The organism is Fimbriimonadaceae bacterium, from assembly GCA_019638775.1.
GTDB lineage: Bacteria > Armatimonadota > Fimbriimonadia > Fimbriimonadales > Fimbriimonadaceae > JAHBTD01.
Genome location: JAHBTD010000002.1, coordinates 705,872 through 724,583, shown reverse-complemented (window position 1 = coordinate 724,583; position 18,712 = coordinate 705,872). Strand labels below are relative to the sequence as shown.

General features: G+C 53.0%; 22 protein-coding genes. 11 read left to right on the top strand and 11 right to left on the bottom strand.

The window, feature by feature from the left end:
• Together KF784_09625 and KF784_09620 are read right to left on the bottom strand one after the other, a co-directional pair.
• On the bottom strand, positions 1-438 hold the full coding sequence (locus KF784_09625) for an RpiB/LacA/LacB family sugar-phosphate isomerase (protein ID MBX3119314.1): 438 nt from the start codon (positions 436-438) through the stop codon (positions 1-3).
• 48 nt (positions 439-486) lie between these two features.
• Entirely contained in the window at positions 487-882 is a 396-nt protein-coding gene (locus KF784_09620; protein ID MBX3119313.1) for a DUF423 domain-containing protein, read from the bottom strand.
• A gap of 115 nt (positions 883-997) precedes the next feature.
• Between KF784_09620 and KF784_09615 the strand changes: the two genes are divergently transcribed.
• Positions 998-2,872 (top strand): CocE/NonD family hydrolase, encoded by a 1,875-nt coding sequence (locus KF784_09615; protein MBX3119312.1) that lies wholly within the window; start codon positions 998-1,000, stop codon positions 2,870-2,872.
• Positions 2,873-2,885: 13 nt separating this feature from the next.
• On the opposite strand, the gene KF784_09610 is transcribed toward KF784_09615, so the two are convergent.
• Positions 2,886-3,824: a prepilin-type N-terminal cleavage/methylation domain-containing protein gene (locus tag KF784_09610; protein MBX3119311.1), complete on the bottom strand. Its 939-nt coding sequence runs from the start codon at positions 3,822-3,824 to the stop codon at positions 2,886-2,888.
• A gap of 151 nt (positions 3,825-3,975) precedes the next feature.
• Here KF784_09610 and KF784_09605 point away from each other — a divergent pair, with 151 nt between their 5' ends.
• The 6 genes from KF784_09605 (at position 3,976) to KF784_09580 (ending at position 7,886) form a co-directional block, all read left to right on the top strand.
• On the top strand, positions 3,976-4,494 hold the full coding sequence (locus tag KF784_09605; protein ID MBX3119310.1) for an RNA polymerase sigma factor: 519 nt from the start codon (positions 3,976-3,978) through the stop codon (positions 4,492-4,494).
• Positions 4,491-5,582 (top strand): DUF4349 domain-containing protein, encoded by a 1,092-nt coding sequence (locus KF784_09600; protein MBX3119309.1) that lies wholly within the window; start codon positions 4,491-4,493, stop codon positions 5,580-5,582. The genes KF784_09605 and KF784_09600 overlap by 4 nt, the downstream gene beginning before the upstream one ends.
• Positions 5,583-5,629: 47 nt before the next feature.
• Complete coding sequence (locus KF784_09595) at positions 5,630-6,277, top strand: phosphatase PAP2 family protein (GenBank protein ID MBX3119308.1); 648 nt, start codon at positions 5,630-5,632, stop codon at positions 6,275-6,277.
• Complete coding sequence (locus KF784_09590) at positions 6,243-6,605, top strand: cupin domain-containing protein (protein MBX3119307.1); 363 nt, start codon at positions 6,243-6,245, stop codon at positions 6,603-6,605. The genes KF784_09595 and KF784_09590 overlap by 35 nt, the downstream gene beginning before the upstream one ends.
• Before the next feature lie 107 nt (positions 6,606-6,712).
• A complete protein-coding gene (locus KF784_09585) occupies positions 6,713-7,153 on the top strand; it encodes a hypothetical protein (GenBank protein MBX3119306.1) in 441 nt (146 codons plus the stop codon).
• Positions 7,154-7,424: 271 nt separating this feature from the next.
• Positions 7,425-7,886, top strand: coding sequence for a HEAT repeat domain-containing protein (locus tag KF784_09580; GenBank protein ID MBX3119305.1), 462 nt, complete (start codon positions 7,425-7,427; stop codon positions 7,884-7,886).
• Between the two features lie 81 nt (positions 7,887-7,967).
• On the opposite strand, the gene KF784_09575 is transcribed toward KF784_09580, so the two are convergent.
• The 3 genes from KF784_09575 to groES form a co-directional block, all read right to left on the bottom strand.
• Positions 7,968-9,119: a nucleotide-binding protein gene (locus KF784_09575; protein ID MBX3119304.1), complete on the bottom strand. Its 1,152-nt coding sequence runs from the start codon at positions 9,117-9,119 to the stop codon at positions 7,968-7,970.
• Between the two features lie 209 nt (positions 9,120-9,328).
• Positions 9,329-10,942 (bottom strand): chaperonin GroEL, encoded by a 1,614-nt coding sequence (gene groL / locus KF784_09570; GenBank protein ID MBX3119303.1) that lies wholly within the window; start codon positions 10,940-10,942, stop codon positions 9,329-9,331.
• 178 nt (positions 10,943-11,120) lie between these two features.
• Complete coding sequence (gene groES, locus KF784_09565; protein ID MBX3119302.1) at positions 11,121-11,459, bottom strand: co-chaperone GroES; 339 nt, start codon at positions 11,457-11,459, stop codon at positions 11,121-11,123.
• A gap of 186 nt (positions 11,460-11,645) precedes the next feature.
• On the opposite strand from groES, the gene KF784_09560 reads away from it, so the two are divergent.
• Positions 11,646-12,104, top strand: coding sequence for a GNAT family N-acetyltransferase (locus tag KF784_09560; GenBank protein ID MBX3119301.1), 459 nt, complete (start codon positions 11,646-11,648; stop codon positions 12,102-12,104).
• 48 nt (positions 12,105-12,152) lie between these two features.
• Here KF784_09560 and KF784_09555 read toward each other — a convergent pair whose 3' ends face one another.
• Both KF784_09555 and KF784_09550 read right to left on the bottom strand, forming a co-directional pair.
• Positions 12,153-12,464 (bottom strand): helix-turn-helix transcriptional regulator, encoded by a 312-nt coding sequence (locus tag KF784_09555; GenBank protein MBX3119300.1) that lies wholly within the window; start codon positions 12,462-12,464, stop codon positions 12,153-12,155.
• The gene (locus KF784_09550) at positions 12,464-12,922 is read right to left on the bottom strand and encodes an SRPBCC family protein (protein MBX3119299.1); all 459 of its coding nucleotides are present in this window, start codon (positions 12,920-12,922) and stop codon (positions 12,464-12,466) included. Before KF784_09550 ends, KF784_09555 begins: the two co-directional genes overlap by 1 nt.
• A 181-nt stretch (positions 12,923-13,103) precedes the next feature.
• Here KF784_09550 and KF784_09545 point away from each other — a divergent pair, with 181 nt between their 5' ends.
• Positions 13,104-13,973 carry an RluA family pseudouridine synthase gene (locus KF784_09545; protein ID MBX3119298.1) on the top strand — a complete coding sequence of 290 codons (870 nt, stop codon included), beginning with the start codon at positions 13,104-13,106 and terminating at the stop codon, positions 13,971-13,973.
• 67 nt (positions 13,974-14,040) lie between these two features.
• Here the strand turns inward: KF784_09545 and KF784_09540 are convergent, their stop codons facing one another.
• The 3 genes from KF784_09540 to KF784_09530 form a co-directional block, all read right to left on the bottom strand.
• The gene (locus KF784_09540) at positions 14,041-14,640 is read right to left on the bottom strand and encodes a PEP-CTERM sorting domain-containing protein (protein ID MBX3119297.1); all 600 of its coding nucleotides are present in this window, start codon (positions 14,638-14,640) and stop codon (positions 14,041-14,043) included.
• Positions 14,641-14,830: 190 nt separating this feature from the next.
• On the bottom strand, positions 14,831-15,451 hold the full coding sequence (locus KF784_09535; GenBank protein ID MBX3119296.1) for a PEP-CTERM sorting domain-containing protein: 621 nt from the start codon (positions 15,449-15,451) through the stop codon (positions 14,831-14,833).
• A 266-nt stretch (positions 15,452-15,717) separates the two neighbouring features.
• Positions 15,718-16,338 (bottom strand): PEP-CTERM sorting domain-containing protein, encoded by a 621-nt coding sequence (locus KF784_09530; GenBank protein ID MBX3119295.1) that lies wholly within the window; start codon positions 16,336-16,338, stop codon positions 15,718-15,720.
• 43 nt (positions 16,339-16,381) lie between these two features.
• On the opposite strand from KF784_09530, the gene KF784_09525 reads away from it, so the two are divergent.
• Positions 16,382-17,137: a dienelactone hydrolase family protein gene (locus tag KF784_09525; GenBank protein ID MBX3119294.1), complete on the top strand. Its 756-nt coding sequence runs from the start codon at positions 16,382-16,384 to the stop codon at positions 17,135-17,137.
• Between the two features lie 285 nt (positions 17,138-17,422).
• Positions 17,423-18,706, top strand: coding sequence for a PAS domain-containing protein (locus KF784_09520; protein MBX3119293.1), 1,284 nt, complete (start codon positions 17,423-17,425; stop codon positions 18,704-18,706).
• The last annotated feature ends 6 nt before the right edge of the window (positions 18,707-18,712 follow it).

The following is an 18,712-nucleotide window of genomic DNA, read 5'->3' as shown; positions in this document are numbered from 1 at the left end:
CTACTTGCTCATTTCATCGATTTGCCAAATCCGTATATCGTGTCGCCCGCCTTCGTAAGACTCAAACATGAACACGTCTACCAGGTCGAGCGCCATCTGAAGGTTCATCATTCGCTCGCCGATGGAGATCATGTTAGCGTTGTTGTGCTGCCGGGCGAGTTTCACCGATTCCTCATTCCACACCACTGCGCAACGGATACCGTGAATTCGATTTGCTGCCATGGCTTCGCCGTTTCCAGAACCGCCAAGGACGATTCCACGTTCGTACTCTCCTGAAGCAACGGCCTTTGCCGCCGGGATGACGAATTCGGGATAGTTGCAAGAGTCGGGGGAATGGGTTCCGAAGTCTTCAACGTCATGCCCGAGCTTGATAAGGCGGTCTTCGATGGCTTCTTTGTAGCGGTATCCGGCGTGGTCGGAGGCGATTGCGATCTTCATGGCAAGTTGGGATTGATTATGGCTTCTTTCGGTGTTCGGGCTGAGGCATCAATCATTGTGTTTTGTTGCGGGCTGGCTTCCTAAACAACACCACGCAAAGACAGCCCAACCAACCATCAAACTCAGTCCACCGACAGGCGCGACCATCCCGAGCTTGGTCTGCCCAGTCAGGACAATTGCGTAGAGCGACCCGCTAAAGACCACAACTCCCGTAACGAACAACCACCCGCTAACCCTTGCCCTTTTCTCAAAGGCCAGCTTGCTGGCAAGCGCTGCAAGGACTAAGAGAGCGATGCCATGGAAGATTTGGTAGGTCGAGGCAGTCGACCATATCTCCATCTCCCGAGCGGTTTTAGATTCGCGTAGGGCGTGGGTTCCAAAGGCGCCCGCAAGAACTCCAAGCCCAGCAAAGAGAGCGCCAAGAAAACCAAATGTTCGGATCATAGAATTACGGTACCTAACCGGTGCCACAGTAGATTGCCCATGCACTTTAAATGAGTTACAGGCTAGCCGCTGGCCTTGGGAAGGAATCTATGGCCGCCACGACGAACTGCATAACATGCGGTTGTGTCGCTTCCTCATTCTCACAGTTACTTTCTCATTCTGTGGTCTCACACTGGCTCAAGCGGGTCAACAGCGCCCCACTCCTATCAAGGATGCGTATCTGAAGGCTGAGTACATGATCCCGATGCGGGATGGCGTTAAGCTCTATACCGCCGTCTACGTTCCCAAGGACGACTCGGGGAAGCACCCGATTATGTTGACGCGGACGCCTTACAGCGCCGGACCTTACGGACCCGACAACTTCAAGTCTGGCTTTGGTGGATCGCAGAAATTCGTGTCCAACAACTACATTTTTGCATTCCAAGATGTGCGTGGGAAGTACATGTCGGAGGGTGATTTCGTCAATGTTCGCCCGATGATTTCGAAGCTGAACCCAAATGCCAAGATCGACGAGAGCACCGACACCTACGACACGATTGAGTATCTCATCAAGAATGTACAAGGCAACAACGGTAGGGTGGGAATCTGGGGGATTTCTTATCCGGGGTTCTATGCGGGCGCATCAGTGGTGAACAGCCACCCCGCGCTGAAAGCAGTTTCGCCGCAGGCTCCCGTTTCTAACTGGTGGATCGGCGACGACTTTCATCACAACGGCGCGTTCTTCATGATGGACGCATTCAACTTTCTCGGCAACTTTGGGCAACCTCGCCCCGAACCAACAGCCACCCCAAAACGCGGACCAGCGCACGACAAGAAAGGCGACGCGTATCAGTTCTTTCTCGATCTCGGCCCGCTAAGCAACGCCAATGACTTGTATTTCAAGAACGAAGTTGCATTTTGGAACGAGCTGTTTGTGCACCCCAACTACGATGACTATTGGAAGGCTCGGGCATTGCCGGACCATGTAACTGGTGTGAAATGCGCCGTAATGACGACTGGAGGCTGGTACGACGCTGAAGACTTGTGGGGAGCCCTTTACCTCTACCGTGGAATTGAGCAAAAGAACCCAAATGCAACGAACACAATCGTGATGGGTCCCTGGTTTCATGGCGGGTGGCATCGCTCGAACGGTTCATCATTCGGTGGCGTGAACTTCGGTATTCGCACTTCCGATTGGTATATGGAAGAGGTAGAGTTTCCGTTTTTTGACAGTCATTTGCGAGGCGATGGGAGCTATCGGAATCCTGAAGCGATCATGTTCGTCGGCGGACGCAATCAATGGGCAAAGTTTGACGTTTGGCCTCCAAAAGACGCGAAGGCAACAACTTTCTTCTTCCACGGTAACCGCCGTATCTCAACTTCCAAACCCAGTGAGGTAGGGCCTGCCTTCGACGAATACACAAACGACCCGGCTAACCCAACGCCCTATATTGCCGAAAAGACAGCATCACGCACGCGAGAGTACATGATCGACGATCAAGTTTTCGCCGAGAAGCGCGCCGATGTTCTCACCTACCGAACCGAGACTCTGTTGGAAGATTGGGTTCTGGCGGGACCCGTGAACGTCGACCTCTATGTGCAGACCACTGGAACGGACGCAGACTTCGTGGTGAAAGTGATTGACGAAGCGCCTGGGGGATCGCAACGACTTGTACGCGCCGAGATCATGCGCTCAAAATTCCGCGACGACCCAACGCATCCAAAGCCGCTCAAGGCCAACAGTGTGGAGCGCGTGCGTTACACCATGCCAGACCTCTTATACGGATTCCAGAGAGGGCATCGGCTGATGATCCAGGTTCAAAGCAACTGGTTCCCGTTAGCGGATCGTAACCCGAATCAGTTTTTGGACATCTACCGCGCGAAGGCAAACGATTACATCAAAGCCCAAATTCAAATCCACCGGTCGGCGCAGTACCCGTCGTCGGTGTCCATCGGTCGAATAGGGAAGTATGACGTGATAGATACCTCACGATATGCGGCAGGCGAATAACGACAACTCCGAATCAGAAGACATTCGGAGTTGCTGGTTCGTTGCCAAAGTCAAAGTCCGGCCTGAACATATAAAGGTGGCATTTGTTCTGGTCGTACCACGTTCCAGATGGGTGTGGACCGCCGCCGTATTCGAGGAATGGATCAATCTTCGGGTCGGTGTTGCCGGTCGTGCCGATGCCAAGCTTGCGCCACTTGGTTGAAGAGTCGGCATAAGAGTAGTTGATTCCCCCACTGTAAACGTCGTATCCAAGCCCACGGGTGTTGTTTGAAAGGAAGCTGATCACGCCGTTTGGATTGCCGCTGAAGGTGCAGGGACCCGACGAAGGCACGTAGACGCAGGGCGAGAAATAGTCGCGGCACTCAAGGTACGGATTGACATAGCCATATCCGACAAATGCGGCACGTCCACGCCCCATCCAGAACACAGGCGTCCGGGTCTGCTCGGCGACAGAGCTGAGTGGATAGCCGCTCAAAAGGCCGTTGAAGGTATAGCTGATCTTGTTCTTGACGGTGTCGGGGGGCATACCGGCGCTGATGCTGCTTGACCGGATCTCCGATGTACCCGGATCGTAGTACATGTCTATGTTCTTCATGTACGGTTGAATGTTGTTCCCCCAGAAGGTTTGAAAAGCGTTCATCTGGTCGGGGGTGGGAGCTGTTGGCCAGGTCGTCGGGACGGGGATCAAAAGGTTGTGTGAGTATCCACGCGAAACGGTCCAGGGAGCATATGTTGTCGGGATGATGTCGTCATAATCCGGCGCATAAATATGCACAGCAGTTGCCATCTGCTTCAGGTGGGCGATGCCGACGGTCTTTTTTGCGGCAAGCTTTGCGCGGGCAAAAACAGGAAAAAGTAGGGCTGCCAGGATCGCGATGATCGCAATCACCACGAGCAGCTCAATCAAAGTAAACGCATTCCGGACCTTTCGTATTGAGGGGACGACGACCATAGAGTCAGTTTACATGCACATATACCAGGGCGTCCACTCTGCCGACGATCCTTAGGTATCTCCGACGTCTAAAGTACGGTCCCTATGATTTTTTGCAATCGTGTGAACAATTGTTAGCGCTACCCACACTCAGTTTTCAAGAAGTCCGGTAATGGATGCAGATGTCCAGTTAGCTCAGCGCGGAGACCGCGAGGCGATGGGAAGGATCGTAGACATGTACTACGATGCCGTGTTCGCGTTTTGTGCGAGGTCGGTCGGAAGAGAACTCGCGCAAGATGCTTCACAGGAAACCTTCCTTACGGCGCAAGGCTCTATCAAGCGGTTTCGTGGTGATTCGAGCCTAAAAACCTGGCTATTTGGCATCGCTCACAACCACTGCCGGAGCGCTCTGCGCAAGCAACGCTGTGAATCGGTGGATTGGATCATGGAACTGCACGGCATAGAGAGCCCAGAGGCCTCCGTCATCAATCGTGAGGTTCTTCGGACGGCATTGAAGAGGCTGAGTCCCGAACATCGGGAGGTCGTGCTTCTGCACGAAATCGAAGGCTTGAAGTATGAGGAGATTGCTCAGGTGATCGGTGTTCCCATAGGAACGGTGAAGTCGCGCCTTCACCACGCATTTTTGAATTTACGCACAGCGCTGTTTGGCGCAGAAGAGGTTATGGCATGAGCATTCGCGAGGATTTAAAGGCATATTTGGACGGCGAACTCTCGCCGGAGCGCGCTCGCGAAGTAGAGGCTGGCATAGCCGCTAGCCCTGAGTTGCGAGAGGAGTGCGAGCAGATGAAGCTGCTCTCGTCGGAGATCAGAACCGTTGCTCCCACTTTGACCATCGAAGGCAAGGACCAGGTGAGACGATTGGTCACGACAGCCAAGACACCTTGGTGGAGCCCTTCGACCCGGAATGGTCGCCTCGTGTGGTCAGGGGCTTGTGCCGTCGCTGTGATGTTTGTGATGTTCCCCCTAATGAGAGGCTTGGCTGGGGAAGCTGCAAACTCCTCTGCCGATATGGCTGCGACTGAGGAGGCGTTTAAAGCGAGAAGTGCACCTGCGAATGCCGATGGTGGCAGCTCCGCCAAGGAGAGCGCAAGCTTCAGCTCAAACGACACGTTGGATCGGCGAGCGGAAACGCCTTCGACAGAACGGCCTGAGGCAGCATTTGAAGATTCGAGCCCGACCAGAAGCTTGCCAGGAGCGAGTGAGCCGCGGCTTCGACCGTTTGATCCTAGCGTGAACAGTACGCTCGGCACCAATTCAATGAATCCAGAAAGCCCGGCTGACGCCAAGCAACAGATGGCGATCAAAAGGGGTGAGATTGGGCTTAGCGTAGAGAATATTCAGTCCTCCGAAGAGAAGATCGAGAAGCTGGCTAAGTCGCTGGGCGGCAAACTAATCAGCAGCATCTCCACCGATGGTTCCAAGAAGTCGGCGACCCTTATCACCATCCGAGTGCAAGAAGCCGCATTTGAAAAGGCTCTTGAAGGTCTTAAGCAGATCGGCACGGTGACGGCACGAGAGGTCCGTTCGTCGGATATGCAAGCCAAGTATGCCGAGACTCAAGCTAAGGTGAAGGAGCTTGAAGAGGAAGAAAGAGAGTTGGCAAGGCGCGCCGGAGCCCGGCAGCGAGACTCTCAAGCGAGCCGTGACCTTGAAGCGGTACAGCAGAGACTCGATCAGCTTAGGAAGACGGAAGGTGATCTGAAAGATGGAGCCTCTCATGCGACGATCGTGATTACCTTGACGGCGAAGAATGAGTGAAGTTAGGGTCTGTGAGATACCGCAACCCGCTCAAGTAGACTGACACTGTGCAGCGGCTTTGGGAGTTGGACCAGCAGATCTTTCGCGCCATCCACCACGGATGGCACCAAAGCTGGCTCGATCCCATCTTTTGGGTGATCTCGACCAGTGGCCTTGGCTGGGTGCAGATGGTTGCGCTCCTGCTGGGCTGGTACGTCTTCAGAGTGCGTACACTGGCTGCAAACGAGGGTGGAAGTGGGCTTGCCTGGGCGTTGCGAGGCTTCAAAGGATTCCGGCTTACAGAGTGGAGAGCTTGGGTCTGGCCCTTGATCCTGTGCTACGCCGCCTCTGGCATTCTGAATTCAGCGATCCTAAAGAAGGTTTTTGATCGCGACCGGCCCAGCAGGTTGTGGGATAGCTTGCCGCAAGAGGGTTTCCACCACAACGCTTTCCCGAGCGGACACACCGCGTCTGCATTTGCCATTGCCTTCTATCTGTTTCTGAGGTGGTACGGGACCGAGCGGCAGAAATGGGGATGGGGCGTCATGGCTTGGGCGTGTCTGGTGGGGCTGAGCCGAATCTATCGGGGTGTGCACTGGCCGACCGACGTTATGGGTGGGGCGTGCATCGGGATGTTGACGGCATCTGTGGTTTATCTGTGGTTGGATGGGAGGGAAGGTAATGATCCAGAAAGTGAACCTGCAAGAGAAGTTTGATTCGATTTCGGACCAGTGGAATCCGCGCATTGTTGGCGAACTGAACGCGCAGCTTGTCAAGCTCGTGAAGTTCCAAGGAGACTTTGTTTGGCACCATCACGACAATGAGGACGAGATGTTTCTGGTGGTCAAGGGACGGTTTTGCATGAAGCTGCGCGATGGCGATGTGTGGCTGGAAGAAGGGGAGTTTATGGTCATTCCTCGGGAAGTGGAGCATTGCCCCTTTGCAGAGGAAGTGTGTGAAGTGATGCTGTTTGAACCGGCGTCAACTCTGAACACGGGGAATGTGGTCAACGAGAGAACGCGGGTTGAGTTAGAACGGATGTAGAGAGTCGGATCGGCTTCTCTTTTGACGTAGACGATTGACTCTATATCCGCGCAATTGCCGCAGCTGAGAGTGCTTCTAAAGCTACAAACCGCCCCTATAATATCTCTGTGAGGACAATTCGCCGATCACTATCCGAAAATGCATCTCGACCAATGTACTTGCCTCATTTAGTCACTCCAATTCTGATCGTTGTACTTGGGGCGACATTGTTCCTTGTTTTGCTGCATTCAAAAGCTGGACACTCTGGTGCATTTGATGAGGGCAGCGGCATACCGCTGCGACCATTTCTAAATGGCACGTTGTGCTTTACCATTATTCTTTGGTGGACTTTGTATTTTCTATTTTCGAGAGTAAAGTTCGGTTTTGTGTGGGCGTTTTTGGTGAGCACAATGGTGTCTTCGGTTGTTTGGAGCACGGCATTTTGGGGGAGTATCCGTTGGGGTTGGGCAGCAGACAATGCGATCTTTGCGGCCATTGTTTTCTGCCTTTCTGTGCAAGTCGTGTTTGTGATCTTTTACGCCAGGGCTGGACTTGTCAAAAGAAGATAGTCTGCTCATGCATGCATAACTTGTTTCTCTTGAGCGTCCAATGTGCAAAGACCAACCCAATCAGGCGATCAACCAATACCTTGACGAGGTCAGGCAGCGACATCCGCACAGGCGGACAGACTGTGGGGCGCTTCTTTCCGAGTTCGTCTCCGCCCAAGGCACCTTCGGTCAGGGACAGGCTGCACTTCACCTGGGTATCACTAAGTGCCACCGTGCGAGAGGTCGGCTTGAGGCTGCGGCGAATCAATACTTAAACTTGCTATCCCCTGGGATGGCACGCGAGGACTTTCCGCAGGAAGGCTTGCTCTCCAACATTCTGGTGGGCCTGGGCATACTGGATTCTGCACCATCGCACCGTTTCCTCTGTCGGCTCCTTAGCGAATCGGAGCATCCTTTCGTCCGGGCGGAAGTGCTGGAGGCGTTGTCCTTTGAGCATGAACATGGCGACTTCCGCATTGCGTTACCCTACCTCGCGCCGGAGGCTGACGTACAGGAGACTCTCAGCGCCCTCTACATGCTGGAGTTCCTTGGTTACGCCGGCCGACGTCCAAAAGCAGCACGGGAGCATATCTCGCCCCTGCTTTCCCACGAAAACCCGAATGTGAGGAGTTTTGCCGTCAGTGCGCTTGCTCAAAACCGCTCCAACCGTGCGCTGATCCTTTCCCTGGAAAATGATCCGTACCTGTCTGTCAGGGCGGCTGTGCTGGAAGCGATCTGGAAGATGGATCGGTGATTTTAGCTTAGGGCCTATGAGTCGAGATGACCCCAGTCTGAGGAGGTTGAGCCCCGAAGCATCAAAATCTTGGAAAGTACCTTATGCCTCTCTTCTCATTATCCAGATGCTTCCCTTGTCATCTTCTCGATTGCCTGCGTGTAGCTTGACCAGTGTCCCGTTAGGACGACGTATTACAACGGGTCTGAATCCTTCAAGCTCTACTTTTGTGAGGTCGCTTGGTCTACATGACGTAATCCGCCATCCTTCCTTCATAAATCCTTGAATTTGAGGATTTCCATTCAACGCATCGCTAGACATTTGAAACCAATCTAAATTGTCATAATCAACGCTATTAGGATCATCCTTATATCCCTTACGGTCACCAATGGGAACATATTTTATTCTTGGACACCGTCCAGTTGCCTTAACAGAATAGCCCATTGCAGATAAACGATCAGACAGTTGATTCCTCATTGACTTAGCATCGCTCCACCGAAATGGGTGCAGCCCAGCAACATCAGAGTGTAACTCTACATCCCCAAATTGGACCACAATTACACGCCTTCCAAATTTACCCAGTGCTATTCCATGTTCAAAAATGACGTTTGGTCTGGCCTGATATTTCTCCTTAGCGTCGCTTGCGTGTCGGTGTAGTTGTGGGCGGAGGATAGCTCTTTCATCCGGGCTCAGGATTACAATCGCGCCATCACAACTCTCAAAAAGGCGGTCGATGATTTCATGATTGAAATCATCAGCGCTTTCTCCTTTTATTTTAGCGAATTGAAAGTCGATAAGGTTAACGCTAAGTGACTTTACAACCCGACGTATACAGTTGGTAGCTACATCGTCACGTCCGAAAATAAGAGCTAAGTTGTTCTTGTTAAGTCTTGGCTGGTCCGATCTTGCTCTTTCGGTTGCGAGAATTGCGTTGTCTCTCAGATTAAGATAACTCTGATGTTGCGCCGAAACACTGTCGCCAAGGGCTCTGCTTACAAAGTTTCGTGCTGTTTCCTCTGCGGTGCTGGAGTCGATCTTTATGGCCTCCGCACAAGAAGCGACTAAGATTGGTGTCCAGGTTGATTGTTGCGCCTTAAAATGCTGATAGGCTACTTCAACGGACGTCGTGTCATGGTTCAGCCCAGCCTGCTCAATCCGACTTACATACATTTGCCAAGCCTTTTCGGCGAATTCGCTGATCCAAGAATAGATGGCTGAATATAGACGCTGAGACGTCACAGTGTCTCGTGACATTGAGTAGCCTTGTGTTACTAAACGCCCGAGTGTATTGCTGACATGCAACTGGAATTCTCGACTCTTGCTGGACAAGAGGCTAAGACTTGTCTGTGATGCGAGTTGAATTGCCTGTTCGGTTAGGGTTTTTTGCGATATATCTCCCTCCCCTAACCCCTCCCTCATTAAGGCTTCGCCGTTAACAAGGGAGGGGTATCATCTCTTAGCCCTTAGTGATGATGGTGCCCGTGGCCATGGCCTTCGTCTTCCTTCTCAGGAAGGTCAGCCACTGCGGCTTCCGTCATCAACAGCAGGCCGCTAACCGACGCTGCGTTTTGCAGAGCCAGTCGGACAACCTTCGTCGGGTCAACAACGCCTGACTTCACCAGGTCTTCGTAGACCAGTGTGCTGGCGTTGAAACCGTAACCCGGCTTGCCGCCGCGCACGTTCTCAATGACCACCGAACCCTCAACGCCCGCGTTCTCCGCGATGATGCGGATCGGAGCTTCGAGAGCCTTGCGGATGATGCGAATGCCGATCTCTTCGTCAGCGTCACCCTTGAGCTTGTCAAGAGCCGTTGCTGCCTGGAGCAGCGCCACGCCGCCGCCTGCCACGATGCCCTCTTCGAGAGCTGCACGGGTTGCTGCCAGAGCGTCCTCGATGCGAGCCTTGCGCTCCTTCATCGCGGTCTCGGTAGCGGCGCCGACCTTGATGACGGCAACGCCGCCGCTGAGCTTGGCAAGTCGCTCTTGAAGCTTCTCCTTGTCATAGCTGCTGTCGGTGGTTTCGATCTGTCGCTGAATCTGCTTGATGCGTCCGTCGATGTCCGCCTTCTTGCCCTTTCCAGCAACAACCGTTGTGCTTTCCTTGGTGATGACGACCTTTGAAGCGGTGCCGAGCATCTCAATGCCGACGTTCTCCAGCTTCAGACCGAGGTCTTCGCTGATGAACTGTCCTCCCGTGAGGATCGCCATATCTTCGAGCATCGCCTTTCGACGGTCGCCGAAGCCAGGTGCCTTGACGGCGGCTACGGGGAGGTTGGCACGGAGTCGGTTCAGCACGAGGGTTGCCAAGCACTCCGGCTCGACGTCCTCAGCGATGATGACCAGGGCCTTTCCACTTCGGAGGACCTTTTCGAGGATCGGGACGATGTCCTGAACGTTGCTGATTTTCTTCTCATAGAAGAGGATCATCGGGTCTTCGAAGATGGCTTCCATGCGGGTCGCGTCGGTGATGAAGTAGGGCGAGAGATAGCCCTTGTCGAACTGCATACCTTCGACGATATCGAAGCCGGTCTCGAGGCTCTTCGACTCTTCAACCGTGACGACGCCGTCTTTGCCGACCTTGTCGATCACCTCGGCGATCAGTTCGCCGATCTCGGGGATCTTGGAGCTGACGGTGGCGACCTGGACGGTGTCGGCCTTGCCCTTTACCGGCTTGCTGATCTTGACCAGCGCATCGACAACCGCATCCACGGCCTTCTCGATGCCGTGCTTCATTTGGGTGGCGTTGCTTCCGGCGGCAACGTTTCGGATGCCTTCCTTGAAGATAGCCTGAGCCAAAACGGTGGCGGTGGTGGTTCCATCGCCAGCGGCGTCGTTGGTCTTGGTGCTGACTTCGCGAATAAGCTGGGCGCCCATGTTCTCGAAGCGGTCCTCGACCTCGATCTCCTTAGCGATGGTAGCGCCGTCGTCGATGACGACCGGGCTGCCAAATTTCTTCTCGAGCACGACCGTTCGGCCGCGCGGGCCGAGGGTGACTTTGATGGTATTGGCGAGCTTGTCTACGCCTGTTTCGAGAGCCTTCCGGCACTCGTCTGAAAATTTGAGTTCTTTTGCGGCCATTGGTTTCCTCTATCTGGTGGGGAGGGAGTTCGTGAAAAAGCTTGTAAGGATAGTAAGGAGTAAGGGTGGTAAGGAGTAAGGGTGGTAAGGAGTAAGGGTGGTAAGGAGTGATTAATAGATCGACTGAGGTTCTTTTCCCCTTACAATCCTTACCCTTTACGACCCTTACGCCCCCAAACTACTTCTTCGCCCCAACCTTCTCCTTCTTCTCAGCCTTAGCTGCCTTTGCCCCTTCGATGACGGCAAGGATTTCGTCGGCGCGGAGGATGATGAAGTCATCGCCCTCAACCGTCACTTCGGTGCCGCTGTACTTGCCATAGAGCACGGTATCGCCGACTTTCACATCGACCGGCTCACGCTTGCCGCTGTCGAGGATTTTGCCGGGGCCGACGGCGAGCACGCTGCCCTGTCGGGGCTTCTCTTGGGCGCTGTCCGGGAGGTAGATGCCGCTTGCGGTCTTCTCTTCCTTTGCGGCAGCTCCCACAATCACACGATCGTTCAGTGGTTGCAGTTTCATAGTTTCTCCTTAAATTGCTGTCTTCTTCGGAGTGTGTCGCTCTAGCGCGCTTGGTACTCCGATGACGCTTCTGAATGATTAGCAGTATACCGCTGAGAGTGCTAATTTCAAAGAAGAATAGATGGTGATTTGAGTCTAATGGGCCAGCATCTTTGTGCAGGGTTTTGGAAGCGATAGAATCTTTGCATGATCCGCCAACACGGAGAATATGAAATCGACGATGAGCTATCGCGCGTTGACTTCGCCATCGTTCATGAGATGTTGACGAACAGCTACTGGTGTCCCGGTATCTCTCGTGAGCGGATAGAGAAGGGGGCGAAGTACAGCGCGATGGTGGTTGCGGCTTACCATGATGGTCAGTTGGTGGGCTTTGAGCGTGTGGTCTCGGATCGCATTCGGTTTGCATACTTGTGCGATGTGATCGTTAGCCCTGAGCATCAAGGGAAGGGAATAGCGCGGGCGATGACGCAGTTTGCGCTTGATGACCCCGATCTGCGTGAGTGCCGATGGCTGCTTGCGACGAAGGATGCCCATGGCGTTTATGCAACGCTCGGATTTGAGGCGTTGCCCAAACCCGAGCGCTGGATGGCGATGCTCCCAAAGGACTTCTATGATCCGCTTGCAGAGCCTGATACATCTCGTTAGATGCAATCTAAGCATTATCCTGGCTCTCGTGGAATGCAAAGCAGACGGCTAATCCTCTTCGACAAATTGTCGTAGCGCTTCCAGCCGCGCATCCCATTTTGCTTCAAGCTCGGCAATGAAAGACTTCGCTTTCTTCAGAGTCTCTGCATCAAGCGAGACGCGCACTTGCCGTCCCTCCGGACGCAGAATAATCAGCCTCGAGTTCTCCAAGACCTGCAGATGCTTGCGCGCCCCTTGACGGGTCACTCCAAGGTCCTCCGTGAGATTAGAGATTGTATACGGCGTGTCTTGCGATAGCCGTCTTACAATCTCTAACCGCACAGGATCGCCCAAAGCCCGAAAGACTTCGGCAACGGCCATTACGCCTGCTCGACGAAGGCTTTGAGCTTCGGAAGCTCCTCGTCCCAGCCGCCGTTGTTATCCTTGAATGCCTGCTCATAGTAATCTGGAGATAGAGAGGTAAATCCGCTCTCTACCATTCGGAGCTTCGTTCCACCTTCTGTCTCTGTCAAGAAGAACTCAACCAGCGTCGTTGCAACTTTGGAAAGGTCTCCTTCTATAGTGTCCGACCCCGGCACCCAACGATAGGCGCAGTAATGCTGTGGGTCCATTGCCACTATGTGAGCCGAAACGCGAAACACTGCCGTTGAGCCTTGGAACATGAAGACGACGTCCTCCCCAGCTTCGTACTTTCCTTCAATTGCTGTCATAAACCAAGAGCAAATGCCTTTGGCGTCGGCAAGTGCGTGATAGACCCGGCCAATCGGCGCGTTCAAAATCATCTCTCGTTCAATCGTATCCTGCAAAGTGTTGTTCATATGCAACCTCCGAGTTGCATTATAGCAATTGCCGAAGAATAATGCAACCATATAGTTGCATAAATTACAATTTCCGATCTAAATGGATCAAGTGCGCCACAATGAAAGGGCTTCGCACATTGCGTTGCGAAGGTCTAAGATGTCGAAAAGTTTTGTAGTTGATGAGGGAGAGAGGCTGGACATGTTTCTAAAGAAGCAGTTCAGCACGCACAGCCGCACAAAGATTGCCGGTGCGATTGATGCTGGGTATGTGCGAGTGGATGGAGAGTTGCAGAGTAAACCCAGCCTCAAGCTTAAGCCGGGCATGGTTGTAGAAATTGAGGAACTTCCTGAAACTTCGGCCCCCGACCTTACTCCAGCGGACATCCCCATTGAGGTTTGCTACGAAGACGAGCATCTGCTTGTGGTGAACAAGCCACGTGGACTGGCAGCGCATCCGGCAGCTTCCTTGAAAGAGCCAAGTTTAGTCAATGCTCTTCTTTCTTGTGGGCAGAAGCTCAGTACGGCAGGTGGAGAATTTCGACCGGGGATCGTCCACCGATTAGACAAGGACACGACTGGTTTGATGGTCGTCGCGAAGAATGACCGCATCCACAACGCGCTTGCAAAGCAGTTTGAAAGCAAGACGGCCGAACGACGGTATGTTGCTGTGGTCGACGGGAACGTCGCGGCTGAGCGATTCTTGATTGATGCCCCAATTGCTCGCGATCAGAAAAATCGTCTTAAGATGGCGGTTGATCCAAAGGGCAAGCCTGCCAAAACTCACATCCTTCGTGTTGCACGGCTTGATGCCGGTTGGCTCGTTGCGGCGAGGCTGGAAACTGGACGCACTCACCAGATACGCGTTCATCTCACTTTTGCCCATCATCCGGTTCTTGGAGACACGCTTTACGGTCAGAAGCACCTGAACAGTGTCCCTCTTCAGCTTCATGCGGCGTATCTCGCTCTAACACACCCGGTTAGCAAGTCACGGCTGGAAGTTTATGTTGACCCGCCCGATGATTTTCTGGGATGCTTGTCGACCAGTCGCGAAGTCCTTGACAAGCTCTGACTGCCGTACGGTCAATAGAACGGGCTCACCTTCACGATGAGCCCTTGGTGGTTTGTGGGATTGGCCTTTAAGCTTTCTTCGTATTGCGACGGCGCAGCGCGATTGCGCCGATCGTCAGAACGGCCAATGTCGCAGGCTCAGGTACGGGCCCAGAAGTATAGATGTGATCGCCGACAACCCAATGGCTTGAGAAGATCTCAGCGCTCGCAAAGGAACTTGCCCCGACCCAGCCTACGAACGATCGCGTCGCGCCCTGCGTTAGGGCCTTCGACTCGCCATTGCTCAGACGCAACGTTGAGTCTCCCGCGAAATCGTTTCCGTTTTGATCACTGTTTCCGAGAACCAACCCAAAAGCGGTGACTGGCAAGCCAGTGAAGTTGAAATTGATGATTTTGAACGGAGAGCTCGTCGATATTGCACCAGGCAGAGAGTACAGTCCTTGATCAGCAGATGCCGTCCAACCGAATCCGTTTGCACCAGGCGATGCCCAGGATGGAGCGCCATTCAAGGGAGAAGCGTTGGTCCAGCCATTAAAGTCCTCCAGATAGAGATTTGGCCCGACAGCGGCAAGGAAGTCAGCCTCGTTGGTGTACCAAGTTGCGTGTGCGCTCATAGACAGCGCAAGGAGCCCGCTGCAAGCTATTGTAAATCTCATTCGTTTCAGCATCTACTCACCTTTAGTCCGACATCACGCGGACTACAATAGTAGTGAGTATGTATCATTACAGCTGTAGTTAGTCAAGGCTTCAGGAAAAGTTGGTCTGAACTGGTGTTTTTGCGGGCAGGGAGGGAGAGGCACAAAAAAGCGAGTTCACCTTAAGGTGAACTCGCTTTCCGTTAGTGTCGGATGAAGGTCTTTACGCCTTCTTGTTTCGTCGGCGAAGAAGTGCGAGTGCGCCAACTCCGAGGACTGCCATGGTTGCGGGCTCGGGAACAGCGGCTGCGCCCGTGTAAACGTGGTCAGCTTGGACCCAGTCGTTAGCCGGGCTGACGGTTGTGAGTGTTGCTGATGTCAGAACGTCGTTGCCAACCCAGCCGAGGAATCCTTCGGTTGCGCCCTGTGTGAGCGTGTTGGTTGCAGCATTGCTGAGCGTAACGGTCGAATCGCCAGCGATGAAAGCACCGGTGATATCGGTGTTGCCGATCTTAAGACCGAATGCTGTAACGGGGGCGCCCGTGAACGTGATCACGATCGGATCTTCGGCGAGGTTCGTTGACAGTGCGCCAACGTTCGACCAAAGGTTACCTGCTGCGAAAGCATCCCAGCCGTAACCGTTTGCGCCTGGAGCCGACCAAGTGCTCGTCGTTCCGTCGAGCGGCGTACCGAACGAGGTGAACGTATTGAAATCTTCAAGGTAGAAGTTCGGATCAATTGCTGCGAGGAAGTTCGCTTCGTTCGTGTACCAAGTTGCATGTGCACTGGCGCTTGCAACCATCAAAACGGCGCCAGCCGCTAAAAATCTCATTTTCTTGTTCATAACGTGTTCCACCCACCTGTCCAATAACCATGGACAAACTTTCTGTAGAGAATTTAATATACTGCAAATCGTGCCAACCTCACCCTGAGTCAATCGAGAAGTGGCAATAATTGGTGATTTTACCGGGGAGAATCTACAAAACAAATCCGATATGTACAAGTTATTCAAGATTTCTGCAGAGAGCGCTCTGAATGGTCTTGACATAAAACAAGAACCCCCCAACGATTAAGTAGAGGGGTTCTTGAAAAGCCGTGTGCTTGCAGGCTTTAGCTTCTTCGTCGCCGAAGCAAGGAGAGCACTGCCAACCCGAGGATGGCAATCGATGCAGGTTCCGGAACAGGCGCGGATGTTCCAGTGTAGATGTGATCGGCGGATACCCAATTATCATCCACATTGGAATTTGTTGTGCTCAGGGCTGCGAATGTGAGGGTTTCATTGCCCGCCCAACCGAGAAATCCCTGATTGCCAGCCAAGCTCAGTGTTTTCACGGCTCCGTTGCTCAGTGTAACGGTTGCATCGCCGGCGATATAGTTCGCTTCAAAGTCGGAATTGGCGATGTTCAGTCCAAACGCCCTTACTGGCGCTCCCGTAAAAGATAGCGTTAAAGTGTCGTTCGCGAAGTTAGTTGAAAGCGCACCCGGAATAGAGAACAATCCATCGGCCGCAAACCCATTCCATCTATATCCGTTCGAGCCAGGAGCTGACCATTCTGTTTCTGAACCATCGAGTGGTGCAGAGAAATCCCAGCCGGCGAAATCTTCCAGGTAGTACGATCCGTGGATAGCGGAAAGGAAATCGGCTTCGTTTGTGTACCACGCAGCCTCGGTATTTGCACCAAAGACAAGCAGGCCAATGCCCGCACCAAGAATTCTCAGTTTCTGTTTCATTTTCACTTCCTTGCACCGCGAAACACGGAGATGTAATCATCGGGTGTCCCGAGCCGTCGTCCTTAACGGCGCTGGCGGGTTGAATTGTGTCAACCCAGTAGGATTATCGGGTAACAATGCGGGCATGATTACGTTTGATGGGAACGGTAATTCTTATGGCGGTTATCTGGCAATCCCCGAGTCCGGCACTGGCCCGGCTTTGATCGTCATTCAAGAGTGGTGGGGAATCGTCGGGCACATCAAAAGCGTGACCGATCGATTTGCGCAGGCTGGATTTGTTGCTTTGGCCCCAGACTTCTATCACGGAAAAGCCACAACTGAGCCCGACGAGGCTGGGTCACTGATGATGGCCTTGAACATCGCAGATGCCGAGAAGGTGTTGAAAGGCGCTGTAAACTTCCTCTTAAGCCACGAAGCTGTGACCTCGAACAAGGCTGGAGTCGTAGGCTTTTGCATGGGCGGTCAGCTCTCGCTCTATGCTGCTACGGTGAATTCAAAGATAGGAGCTTGTGTTGACTTTTATGGGATTCATCCCAACGTTCATCCCCAACTTGAGAACCTGAACTGTCCGATGCTTGGCATCTTTGCCGAGAACGATGCTTATTCTTCTCCCGAAGTCGTATCCAACCTATCGGCAAAGCTTAATGAGCTGGGAAAACCTCACGAATTTGTCACGTATCCGGGCACTCAGCACGCGTTCTTCAACGATGATCGGCCTGAGGTGTACGATGCGGCTGCCTCTGCAGATGCATGGAATCGCACGGTCAAATTCCTCGGCCAGCATCTGAACGGAAAGTAGCTATCGACGAGCCGTAGTCGGGGCGATCTCTTGGCTGACTATTCTTGCTGTTTTGCAAGCTGCAGCTTGTATAGGGTTATCAGAGTACGGTCTCAAGTGCCCGAAACGACACAAAAAGTTGACGATTGCTTTAACATTTTTGTCGCAGCCAATGAACACGTACACGCGCAGTGAAATGTCAAGTTTCGAACGTGCAATCAAACTCTATATTCCATGCGATGCTATTGACCAGGAGGCAAATTTGTCGCATACTTGAGTTCTAGATTCCAGCGGGGAGGCTGAAAAATGGATGAAGTTCGCGGGGAAACCGATTTTAGAAAGCTGTTTGAGCTTTCTCCCGGGCTCTATTTGGTGTTATCAAGAGAGTTTGTTATCGTTGGTGTAACCGCCGCCTACTTACAGGCGACTCTTACAGATAGAGAGTCAATTATCGGACGACATCTGTTTGATGTCTTTCCAGACAACCCCGACGATCCAGCCGCAACCGGCGTTCATAACCTACGCCTCTCCCTTGAGTCCGTTCTGAGAGAGCGTCGGCCAAATACGATGGCCATCCAAAAGTACGATATTCGCAGGCCAGAATCTGAGGGTGGTGGGTTTGAGGAGCGGCATTGGAGTCCGGTTAACTCTCCCGTTCTCAACGAACTTGGTGAGGTCGAGTACATTATTCACCGCGTTGAGGACGTTACCGAGTACGTGCGTTTGCTTGATCGTGCCGATGCTCTTACACAGGAGTTTGGTGACTCCGCGCGAGTTCGTCAAGAGATGGACATTGAGCTGTACCATCGTGCGCAGGAGATTCAGTCGACCAATCAACAGCTGGCTGAAGCGAACGATGCTCTGCGAATGAGTGAGGATAACGCAAAGGCGCTTGCCAAGGAGCTACAGTCTGCAAACAAGGAGCTTGAGAGCTTCTCTTATTCTGTTTCGCACGACCTTCGTGCTCCTTTGCGAGCGATATCGGGCTACTCCGAAATCCTGCTTCAAGACTTGAAAGAGAAACTCACTGAGGAAGATGAGTTTCTTTTTCGTCGGATCATTCTGGCTGCCGCAAGGATGTCTGACCTCGTAGACGCGCTATTGCGTCTCGCCCGAACAGGCCGGGATGTGATGGACATAAGCAAAGTAGACCTAAGTTTGATTGCAGCTGAAGCCGTTGCCGAGGTCTCAATCCGTCATTCGCCAGATGAAGCGGAGGCTACGGTTGAACAAGGCTTGACCGTCGTTGGCGACATTCGGATGCTTCGTATTCTCATTGATAACTTGATTAGCAACGCGTTCAAGTTTTCTGCGGTGGTGGAATCGCCAACCATCGCGTTTGGTATGAGAACAATCAAGGGCGAGAGTGTCTACTTCGTCGAAGACAATGGAACGGGTTTCGACGTGACTCTTTCAGAGAGCATTTTTGAGCCCTTCGTCAGAGCCCACTCTGAGGAGGAGTTTAAAGGCACTGGAATTGGACTGGCAATCGCGGCAAAGATCGTCTCGCGACACAACGGCAGAATCTGGGCAGAAAGCGAGCTCGGCAAGGGAACGACTGTTTACTTCACCTTAGCGGCAGAGGAGTAATGATTC